Raw genomic sequence first — 7651 nt, 5'->3', positions numbered from 1 at the left:
AAAAACCAAACAACATTCATTCAATTTAAAGAAGCAATTCGCGATGAACAATTTTGGGAAATCGGACCATACTTGGACGAGTTTCCAAACTTAAGCAAATTGAATGAGCAAATCTTAGCAAACACAGCTGTTGACGGAAAAATTTATTCAATATATCAAGGAAGACCGTTATCACGTCAAGGTTTGATCTATCGAAAAGATTGGGCAGATAAATTAGGTCTAAGTACTCCTGAAACTACGGAAGATATTTATGCAATGGCTAAGGCATTTACAGAACAAGATCCAGATGGAAATGGAAAAAATGATACATTTGGTCTTACTGATCGCGCAGATTTAGCTTATGGTGCATTTGATACAGTAGCATCTTGGTTTGGGTCTCCTAATGGATGGGGAGAAAAAGACGGGGAATTACTACCAAGATTTATGTTTGATGAATTTTACGACACAATGGATTACTTTAAAGAGCTACGTGATAATGGATATATTAACCAAGACTTCCCAGTAACAAGTAAAGAAGATCAACAAGCATTCTTTAAAAATGGTACTGCTGGAATGTATATCGGTTCAATGGCTGACGTTGTAAGCCTTCATAAGGATGCAGTTCAATTAAATCCTGACATTGAATATGATGTGCACAATAACATTCATGGTCCAAATAGTGAATTCGGCGTATGGGCAATCCCTGGTTACGGAAACGTTGTATTATTCCCGAAATCAGCTGTTAAAACGGAAGAACAGTTAAAAGGAATCCTTGGTTTCTTTGATAAATTAATGACTCCTGAGCTTTCTAACCTTATTTTCTGGGGTATAGAAGGAGAGCATTATGAAGTACAAGATGGAAGAGCTCTAGCATCAGAGGATCAAGATTTAACAAACCGTGACGTTAAGCCATATCAAGCACTTGAAATTGGTGAAATCAAAACAAATGGTCGATATGATGGAGTGTTTACATTACCTGCAAAGGAAAAGGCAGAAGAATTAATAATTGATAATGAAAACTACCTAATTCACGATCCAACAGTTGCGCTTGACTCTGCAACGTTCGCTGAAAAAGGCGAACTTCTAAACCAAAAAATCACAGATGCAACTTATCAATATATCTTAGGAGATCTTGATAAAGCAGGCTTCGAAAAAGTGATTAACGATTGGAAGAAGTCTGGTGGAGATAATGTAATTAAGGAATTTAACGAGTCGAATAAAAAGTCTAAGTAATCTATCAAATAAGATAAAAGGCTGTGCAATACAGCCTTTTATTTTATTACGATTGGCGAAAAATTCACAAAATGTAATTCTGGGATGTGAACTACTATATGTTCCGTATTGAAAAGGCGAAAAGATTAAATCAGCAAGCCGTCATTTCCCTTGTAAATCATGCTATTTATCAATTTGGAAATTCAATGTCGCTAATCTTTCTCAATATTTATTTATGGAGATTAACCAACAGCCTATTCATAAATGCTGTCTTCAATTTAGTAGCGCTCCTTGCACAGGCTGCTACAACATTTTCAATTGGAAAATTTGCAAAACGGAAAGGAAAGCTGCTTGCATATCGGTTAGGGATCTTTATTACTGCTTTCTTTTATCTTTTTATTTTAATTGCCCAAGAAGAAATAGTGACGTTCTATCTTGTCTTCGCAATTATGAAAGGTATGTCACAAGCCTTATACTGGCTAGGATATTTCACAATTGTACATGAGGTTTCAACAGATCAAAATCGACTTCGCGTTTTAGGTATAAATACGATTGTAATGAATGGTACAAATCTTTCAGGGCCGGCAATTGCTGGTTTTATCATCGGATTATACTCAGGATTCCAAGGTTATATGATTGTTTTCGGTGCAGCTTTTGTGATGTTTGCAATCGCAGCAGTTGGAAGTATGAAGTTGAAAAAGGAAGAGAATCATCATACAGCGTACTATATGAAGTATCTGCCTTTAATGATTAAAAAGGATTCAGGGTTTAAGAAATCTTTATTCGGATGGTTTATTTTAGGCTTTCCGCATGGAATTTTATCATTCATTCCATCTATTTTGTTATATGAGATTTTTCTTAAGGAACAAACAGTAGCCTATTTAAATATAGTTTTTTTGTCATTATCAATTTTATCTAGCTATTTAATTTCACGGTTTGCCCAATCCGAAGGTACTGTGAAATATTTACTAATATCCGCAGCAGGCTTCACATTATCTTGCGTTTTTTTACTAACAGAATTATCGGCTTTAACGGTTATTTTATTTATGTCTGTTTATTCCATATTTAAGCCCTTGCAAGGGAATGCATATGAAGCTTTTTACTATAACATGATCGGACAGCTTCCATTAAAATCGAATTTTAGGACAGAAGCAGTTGTGTTACGAGAAACTATTATTAATTTGGGTAGAGGTTTTGGGATAATCATTTTCTTAGCTTTCGTGAATGGCATTAAAGCAGACAGTATTCCATTCGTTCTTTTTACATTAGCGGTAGTACAATGGCTCATCCCGTATTTGGTTACAAATAAACAATCAGTCTTTACGAAAAATAAAGGTAGTCAATATAATCATAATCTAAGATAAGCCATCAAAGTCTACTAAACCATCACAATCCACCCGGTATATGAAACTTTGATTATTTACGAAATTTAAAAAAATTTACAAAATACAAGTATAAGGTTTGTTTCATATCGGTAACACATACAACTCCTATTAAATATCATTACAAACCTTTAAAGAAAATATATTCGCGATTATGAATAAAAGATGAAAGGATGATGAGGGTGAAGTCAGAAACAGTTATTGAACAAAATGGCGGAGCAGAACTAACGACACAACAAACAGTTACTAGCAATGAACTGCAACGAAGCTTTAAAGCCGAAATAAAGAGACGCATTTTCAAAAATAAATTATTATATTTGATGATCTTACCAGGTTTATTGTTTTTACTAATTTATAAGTACGTTCCAATGCTTGGTCTAGTCATTTCATTTCAAAATTACAAACCATATCAAGGAATTTTGGGGAGTGATTGGGTAGGGTTTGAACACTTTATCAACTTATTCTCAGATTCAGACTTTTGGATGATTTTACGAAATACACTTGTTCTTTTTGGATTGCATATTTTTATAGCGTTTCCAATTCCAATCATTTTGGCATTAATGCTGAATGAAGCGAAAAACCTTTTCTTTAAAAGAACGATTCAATCACTAATTTATATCCCACATTTCATGAGTTGGGTAATCATTGTTTCAATCAGCTTTGTTCTATTAACAATGGATGGCGGATTAATCAATGAATTATTAGTAAGTCTAGGATTGAATAAAGTCAACTTCTTAATGAACTCTGATTGGTTTAGACCTATATATATTATCCAAGTTGTGTGGCAAAGTGCTGGTTGGGGAACAATCATTTACTTAGCAGCCATATCAGGAGTTGATCCTGGATTATATGAAGCCGCCAAAATGGACGGGGCAAGTAAATTACGTCAAATTTGGCATATTACACTACCTGCAATTCGACCAGTAATCATTGTCCTCCTTATCCTAAAAATCGGGGATGTTTTAGAGCTTGGTTTTGAGCATGTTTATCTATTATTAAATGCTTCGAACCGTAGTGTTGCTGAGATTTTTGATACGTATGTTTATGTAACTGGATTATTGCAAGGACAATATAGCTACAGTACTGCAGTCGGCTTGTTTAAAGGGCTTGTAGGCTTAATCCTAGTTGTCTTTGCAAATAGAATGGCTAAGAAATTTGGAGAAGAAGGTATTTACTAAGACAAACTTTATTCAAATTGTTTGCGCCTCCGGCGGACAGATTATTAATAACAAAAGGGAGTGAAAGCATGGTAGGAGAAAAAGAGTTAGGAGCCCGTATCTTTCGATGGGGAAATAATTTATTGCTTATTTTGATAGCACTTACAATGGTCCTGCCATTTGTACATGTTATCGCAGCATCATTTACAACAAGTGCAGAGTTAGCAGATAAACGTTTTGTCTTATTTCCAACTGTGTTTAGTTTAGATGCGTACAAGTATATATTCTCAACGAATACCATCTTTAGGGCATTGTTTGTTTCAATTGGAGTAACACTTATCGGTACATTATGGAGTATGTTCATTACATTATTAACAGCTTATGGGCTGTCGCGTAAGGATCTGATTGGTAGAAGACAAATCTTATTCTTATTCGTATTCACCATGTTATTTAGTGGTGGAATGATTCCAACTTTCTTAATTGTTAAAAATACTGGTTTACTAGATAGCTATGCAGCATTAATCGTGCCAGTAACAATCAACGTATTTAACATGATTATATTACGAAGCTTCATTATGGGATTACCTGAAGGTTTAATTGAGTCAGCTAAAATTGATGGCTGTAACGACTTTGGAGTCCTATTTAGAATTGTTATGCCTATCTCAAAACCAGCCCTAGCAACGGTTTCTTTATTCTATGCTGTTGCCTACTGGAACACATATATGCATGCAATTCTATATATCAATGATGCAGCAAAATGGCCAATTCAGGTTTTACTAAGGCAAATTGTTGTTCTTGCGAGTGGACTTAGCTACGACAGCTCTGAATTTACAAATATTCCACCACCAGATATAACAATCAAGATGGCCGTAATTGTTGTCGCGACAATCCCTGTATTAATGGTTTATCCATTCCTACAAAAATACTTCACTAAAGGAGCTATGCTCGGTTCTATGAAGGAGTAATAAGAATTTTTTATAACTAAATAAGAAGGAGTGCTTCAGATGGGTATCACAAATTCCTTTGAGAAATTAGATTCTCTATTTGATGGATTTTTTGAATGGCTGGCGGATCAATACAATCCGCTAACAGGCGGTTTCTATTATGCGAAAAGTTCGGTATCTGATAGCTCCTTTACAACTGATATCGAATCAACCGCCCAAGCTTTAAACATTTTACTGCGAAATGAATTACTTTCTAAAATGCCCGTAGATTTACGGGCAAAATTTATTTCTTTTTTTCAACATAAACAAGACTCAGAATCAGGTTATTTTCTAGATGAAAACCCACACATGAAAGATGATGAGGTAATGGTGAGCAGAGCCTTCAATTATTCAGTGAACTCATTAAACCGTTTAGGTGGTTCACCTCTCTACCAATCACCTGTTGAACTTAATAAAGCCCCTAATTACGTGAATTCTGAAGAAGAATACGTAAAAAAATGGAAAAGTATTAGTTTAGTGAATAGTTGGCGTGGCTGTGATTTATTAGCTTCATCCTGCATGTATATTGGGCAGATGGATAAAGTGAAACAGGAAAATATGATTCAAAGGGCAAGAAAGTATCTAGAAAGTATTCAAGATTCACAAACAGGTCTTTGGGGAGAGGGCAGCATGTATGTCCGAATCTCAGGGACCTTTAAGCTTCATACGTTCTACCATAAGTTCGGACTACCGATGCCGAGGGTTGAAAAAATGTATCAAAGCATTCTTCAGTGTTTACGTACCGAAATTGCCAAGGATATGTGCTACATAAGGAATCCGATTGACTTATTATCGTACATTAATCTTGAAATACCGGATCGAGAACTTGAAGAAATTATTCAAATTACGGTTGATAATATTGAAAAATTAAAACGCCCCGATGGCGGTTTTTCTAGAGAAATTGACAATTCACCAACTGCCCCAAATGTTGCACAGATTAAATCTGACGAATTTTATCCGGCTATGCCTGTTGCAGTTCAATTAGGCAAAGGTTTATACGAAGGGGATATGAATGCAGGTACTCAAGCAACTCTGATTCGATTACAATTACACAAATTAGCCGGAAGAACTGTAATCCCAATTAAGGGTTCTGAGAATTTTTATGGTTTGTTAGAAAAGAGATTACAAGAGAAATAGCAAATAACTTTATTCAGAAGAAGTCCCCTACTTCTACAAGTGGGGATGAATGAAAACTGAGTATACAACTCAGTCGGGGTTCAAACTCCGACTGAATAAAGTTAAAGCCTCCGGCGGATGCCACAGATTTTCAAAGGAAACTTTTCGAGCAGTAAGATCAAAGACTAAAAACGCCACTTCCTGTGGCAACGTCTTTATGACCCACTTCCTGTGGGCCTAAAATCTGGGCGCAAATACGCCAAGGCAAATTTGATTTTTTGGAGGGATTAGATTGGCTTTTATAGACATCACGCAATTAGGAGCAATTGGAGATAATCATACCGATAATACCGAGATTATTGCGCAGGCAATTAATCAGACGTCTGATAATGGGGGGGGAACTGTTTTTGTGCCATCTGGAACGTATTTAACAGGACCTATTGTGCTTAAAAGCAATATTACCCTTTACTTGGAAGCGGGTGCAACTATAAGGTTTTATGACGAATTTGATCGTTATCAACCAGTTAAGACACGTTGGTCTGGCTATGAATGTTATGGATATTCTCCATTAATTTTCGGAGAAAATCTCAACAATGTATCTATTAAAGGAGAAGGTTCCTTTGATGGACAAGGGAAAGCATGGTGGTTGATTAATAGACAGCTTCGTGAAAATAGTAAAGCATACTCTTCAATGACGACCGAACGAATAGCAGAGCTTAATCACGGGATTATGGAACCCATTGAAACCAATTTAGTGGAATGGGATTCTCAATTCTTACGTCCACCATTATTACAATTAATGAACTGTGAGCATGTCACAATTGAAGGTGTCACTTTAAAAAACTCACCATTTTGGAATACACACCTTGTGTATTGCGACCATGTCACCGTCCATAATGTAACCTTTGAAAATCCAGCAGACACACCAAACGGTGATGGCTTTGACATCGATTCCTGTACAAACGTACGAGTTTCAGATTGCCACTTCGCTGTTGGAGATGATTGTCTCGTTTTAAAATCTGGAATTAATGAAGATGGAAGAAGAGTAGGAATGCCTACAGAAAACGTGGTTGTAACAAATTGTACAATGCACCATGGGCATGGTGGAATCGTTCTTGGAAGTGAGATGTCCGGTGGAATTAAAAATGTAACGATATCGAATTGTACATTTATTGGAACAGACCGTGGGGTCCGTATAAAAACGAATCGCGAGCGAGGGGGATATGTGAAAAATATCCTAGTGAACAATATTTATATGGAAGATGTATTATGTCCAATTGCAATCAATTCATTTTATCGCCATGGTGTGAATGAGAAAGATCCGACAGTGAATAGTCTTGAAGTACAACCAATTACAGAAAAAACCCCAGAAATTGAACATATTCAAATTAGTAATATAACAGCTAGAAACTGCCGGGCAGCTGCAGGGTTTATTTATGGACTTCCTGAAAGACCGATTTCGGATATTTCAATCCATCATTCTACATTTGAAATGACCCTTGACCCAATGGAAGAGGGTGGAGAGCCAGACATGGTTCAGGAAGAATTAGTAATGGCTGGAGCGGGAATCTTCGGAAAATATATTTCAAATCTAGATATCCATCATGTACGCGTAGAAACTCGTCAAGGCCCAGGACTACAAATTGAGGATAGTGATCATGTCAATATTGATCATTTCTCAATGCGAAACCAACATGACTCCACACCAGTTGTTGTTTTAAAACATGTCGAAAAGAAAAATGTTGAGGGCAATACGACGCAAATGGCAAGCCTCAATTATTTAGAAGAACTAAATGTTTTAAAATAAGATCTTTTGTCCAGC

6 protein-coding genes are annotated in these 7651 nt (G+C 36.1%); all 6 read left to right on the top strand.

Going from position 1 to position 7651, the window contains the following annotated elements; genetic code table 11:
* The coding region (locus V7147_RS12750; protein ID WP_335368243.1) for an extracellular solute-binding protein at positions 1-1212 on the top strand (1212 nt) is incomplete at its 5' end.
* A gap of 98 nt (positions 1213-1310) precedes the next feature.
* Entirely contained in the window at positions 1311-2555 is a 1245-nt protein-coding gene (locus V7147_RS12745; protein ID WP_335368242.1) for an MFS transporter, read from the top strand.
* 194 nt (positions 2556-2749) lie between these two features.
* Positions 2750-3751, top strand: a complete 1002-nt coding sequence (locus tag V7147_RS12740; RefSeq protein WP_335368241.1) for an ABC transporter permease — start codon at positions 2750-2752, stop codon at positions 3749-3751.
* A gap of 68 nt (positions 3752-3819) precedes the next feature.
* Positions 3820-4695 carry a carbohydrate ABC transporter permease gene (locus V7147_RS12735; protein ID WP_335368240.1) on the top strand — a complete coding sequence of 292 codons (876 nt, stop codon included), beginning with the start codon at positions 3820-3822 and terminating at the stop codon, positions 4693-4695.
* 39 nt (positions 4696-4734) lie between these two features.
* Entirely contained in the window at positions 4735-5850 is a 1116-nt protein-coding gene (locus tag V7147_RS12730) for a hypothetical protein (protein WP_335368239.1), read from the top strand.
* A 271-nt stretch (positions 5851-6121) separates the two neighbouring features.
* Positions 6122-7636, top strand: coding sequence for a glycoside hydrolase family 28 protein (locus V7147_RS12725; RefSeq protein WP_335368238.1), 1515 nt, complete (start codon positions 6122-6124; stop codon positions 7634-7636).
* Positions 7637-7651 lie beyond the last annotated feature (15 nt).

Source organism: Bacillus sp. JJ1521, assembly GCF_036965165.1.
In the GTDB taxonomy this organism is placed as follows: Bacteria; Bacillota; Bacilli; order Bacillales; family Bacillaceae_L; genus Ferdinandcohnia.
Note: the sequence above shows the minus strand (reverse complement) of the source record. Positions and strands in the feature narration are given on the sequence as shown.